Consider the following 3,194-nt stretch of genomic DNA (forward strand, 5'->3'; position numbering starts at 1 on the left):
CTCCGCCCCCTATGGGGGCGGACAGACCGCGAAGCGGTCAGGTGGGGGCAAGTGCGTGAGCCACTGATCCTACCTTGTCGCTTCCGGGGTATCGCCCTACCTCAGAACCCAAACAGGGAGTCGCCAGATGCGTCCGTGGATCTCCAGCCTCGCCATAGCCGCCAGCCTGGCCTTGGCCGCTCCCGGCCTCGCCGCCCCGCCCCAGTCTCCAGCCATCGCGGTCGCCCCCGACGCCGCCCTGGCCGCCCGGCTCGACAAGGTGGTCGACGCGGCCGTCGCCGAACAGCGCCTGGTCGGAACCGTCGTCCTGGTCGCCCGTGACGGCAGGATCGTCTACCGCCGCGCGGCGGGCCTGGCCGATCGCGAGGCGAACCGCCCGATGCGCGAGGACGCGGTCTTCCGCTTCTCCTCGGTCACCAAACCCTTCRTCAGCGCCGCCGTCATGAAGCTGGTCGAGGACGGCAAGCTGAACCTCGACGATCCGGTCACAAAGTGGCTGCCGAACTTCAAGCCCAGGCTGGCCGACGGGACCACGCCGGTCATCACCCTGCGCCAGCTGCTGAACCACACCAGCGGCCTGACCTATGGCCTGGCCGAAAAGCCGTCGCATCCGTACCACCAGCTGGGGGTCTCGGACGGCATCGACCAGTCGGGCATCACCCTGGACGAGAATCTGCGCCGCCTGAACCAGGCGCCCCTGGCCTTCCCGCCCGGCTCGGCCTGGCGCTATTCGCTGGCCATCGACGTGCTGGGTTCGGTCGTCGAAAAGGCGACCGGTAGGTCCCTGCCCCAGGTCGTCGCCGAGACTGTCACCCGGCCGCTGGGCCTGGCCGACGCCGGCTTCGTGGCCCAAGACCCGGCCCGCCTGACGGCGGCCTATTTCAACGCCGAGCCCGCGCCCAAGCGCATGACCGACAACCTGGACGTCCCGATCGGCCCGACCGCCGTCCGCTTCGCGCCCAGCCGCGCCGCCGACAAGACCGCCTTCCCGTCCGGCGGCGCGGGCATGGTCGGTACGGCCGATGACGTGCTGGTCCTGCTGGAGACCCTGCGCAAGGGCGGCGCGCCGATCCTCAAGACCGCCACGGTCGCCGAGATGATGAAGGACCAGGTCGGCGTGCAGGCGGCGACGCAGGGGCCCGGCTGGGGCTTCGGCTATGGCTGGGCGGTGCTGGACGATCCCGCCGTCGCCAAGACCCCGCAGGCCGCCGGCACGATCGCCTGGGGCGGCGTCTACGGCCACAACTGGTTCGTGGACTCTCGGAACCGCCTGACCGTGGTGATCATGACCAACACCGCGTTCGAGGGCATGAACGGCTCCTTCACGACCCAGGTGCGCGACGCTGTCTACGGGCGGTAAGGGTCAGGCGCGACACGCTTTCGCCGGGGGCTGATCGCGCGTATCGTGCGAGTGTTGCGACGCCGCCGCGCCGGCAACATGGCCGTCGGCCGTAATGACCCTCGGCCTCGCGGAGAGGTCCAGATGAAAACGTTTCTGACAAGGCTCGCTTCCGTCGGCTTGTTGACGGTTTCCCTGCTGGCGGCGCCGTCGCTGGCCGAGGCCCAGTCGCGCGGCGGCCGAGGCGGCGGGGGCGGCCATGGCGGTGGCCACCACGGCGGAGGCGGTGGCGGCCACGGCGGCGGATATCATGGCGGCGGTTACCACGGTGGCGGCGGCTATCATGGCGGCGGCTATGGCCACGGGCATGGCGGTTACGGCTACGGCTACGGTTACGGCGGCTATTGGGGAGGCTACGGCTACCTCGGCGGCGTCGGGCTCGGCCTGGCGCTCGGATCGGCCTATTCCTATCCGTACTGGTACGGCGGCTACCCCGCCTACTACGGCTATCCGAGTTACTACGCCGCCCCGACCGTGGTCATCGAGCGTTCCGAGACCGTCTATGACGATCGCGACGACGCCCCGCCCCCGGCCTATGGCGACGCGCCGCCCGCGCAAGACGACCCCTCGGCCGCCTGCGGCTCTTGGTCATGGGACGCGCCCAACCGCCAGTACCACTGGATGCCGTGCTCGCCCTCGGCTCCGCCTCCGTCGCCGGCGCAGGCTCCGACTCCGTCCTGGCGACCCACGCCATGATCCGGGGCCGCTGAGCGAACCGCGTTCGGCCCTCGACCCATTTTGACCGCATCAGCGTCCAGCCGGCGCCCCAAAGTCGCGTCAGCCTAACGGAACGTCGGGGGACGTTTCGACAGATGGGATTTTGCATGCGTTCATTTCTGACCCTCGGCGCCGCCACGATCGCGCTCGCCATCGCCGCCCCCGCCCTGGCCCAGACCACCGCCCCGGCGGCGCCCGCCCAAGATCCGGCCGCCAGCGCCGCGACCGCCCCAGCGCCAGCTCCAGCGGCCGCCGCGCCCGTAGCGGCCGGCCAGCCGGTCAAGGACAACTCCGGCGCGGTCATCGGCTCGGTCGCCGAGGTCAAGCCCGACGCCGCCGGCAAGTCGATGGCCACCATCAAGATGGACGACAAGACCTTCGCCGTGGACGTCGCCAACCTGGCCGTCCGCGACGGCGCCACCCTGATCAACGCCAGCAAGGCCGAGATCGAAGGGATGCTGGGCGGCGCGAAGAAGTAGGCCCCGCGAGCGCGCGCACCCGCCAGCCTCGTCCTCGACCAAGAGCTTAGAGCGAGTGCGCGCCGGCCGGCCTTTTCGGTTGCAACGAGAGGGCGCGCCACATCACATGCAAGCTTAACTGGTAGGCGGCCGCCCGGGGCGCCCGGTCGGGAATGCTTTCATGGTCCAACGTGTCGTCGCCACGAGCCTGGCGCTGCTTCTGGCGCTGAGCGTCGGATCTCCAAGCCTGGCCAAGCAGGGCTTGCGCCCGCATCCTTCGCGCGAAGGCGGCCTGGCGGCGGCGATCGCCTCGGGTCGGCCGTTCTTCACCACGGACCAGCCCAACGACGCCGTCAGCTTCCGCGAGAAGGAGGGCCAGCCGCCGCAGACGATGTCGACGGACGCCTTCGCGACCCTCGTCCAGAACCGTTTCAGCGGCCGCACGATCGTGACTGGCGACGCTCAGCACGGTTGGCAGGTCGAATACACCAGTCCCGAGGGCCAAGCCTTTCTCTGGTATCCAGGCAATGAGCGGCTGGCGGTCGGTCGTTGGCGCGTGAACACCAGCAGCCGGGAAATTGCCGGAAAGACCTATCGAACGGCCGAGGTCTGCTTCAGCT

At 70.0% G+C, this 3,194-nt stretch carries 4 protein-coding genes; all 4 read left to right on the forward strand.

Annotated elements, in window-relative coordinates; translation table 11 throughout:
* The first annotated feature begins 127 nt into the window (after positions 1-127).
* On the forward strand, positions 128-1,360 hold the full coding sequence (locus AC1DZ6_RS22095; RefSeq protein WP_477099271.1) for a serine hydrolase domain-containing protein: 1,233 nt from the start codon (positions 128-130) through the stop codon (positions 1,358-1,360).
* Positions 1,361-1,483: 123 nt separating this feature from the next.
* Positions 1,484-2,095, forward strand: coding sequence for a hypothetical protein (locus AC1DZ6_RS22100; protein ID WP_477099272.1), 612 nt, complete (start codon positions 1,484-1,486; stop codon positions 2,093-2,095).
* Between the two features lie 128 nt (positions 2,096-2,223).
* Positions 2,224-2,595 carry a hypothetical protein gene (locus AC1DZ6_RS22105; RefSeq protein ID WP_477099273.1) on the forward strand — a complete coding sequence of 124 codons (372 nt, stop codon included), beginning with the start codon at positions 2,224-2,226 and terminating at the stop codon, positions 2,593-2,595.
* 160 nt (positions 2,596-2,755) lie between these two features.
* A partial coding sequence (locus tag AC1DZ6_RS22110; RefSeq protein WP_477099274.1) for a hypothetical protein occupies positions 2,756-3,194 on the forward strand: 439 nt, incomplete at its 3' end.

Source organism: Caulobacter sp. P1_B12_2 (assembly GCF_056406675.1).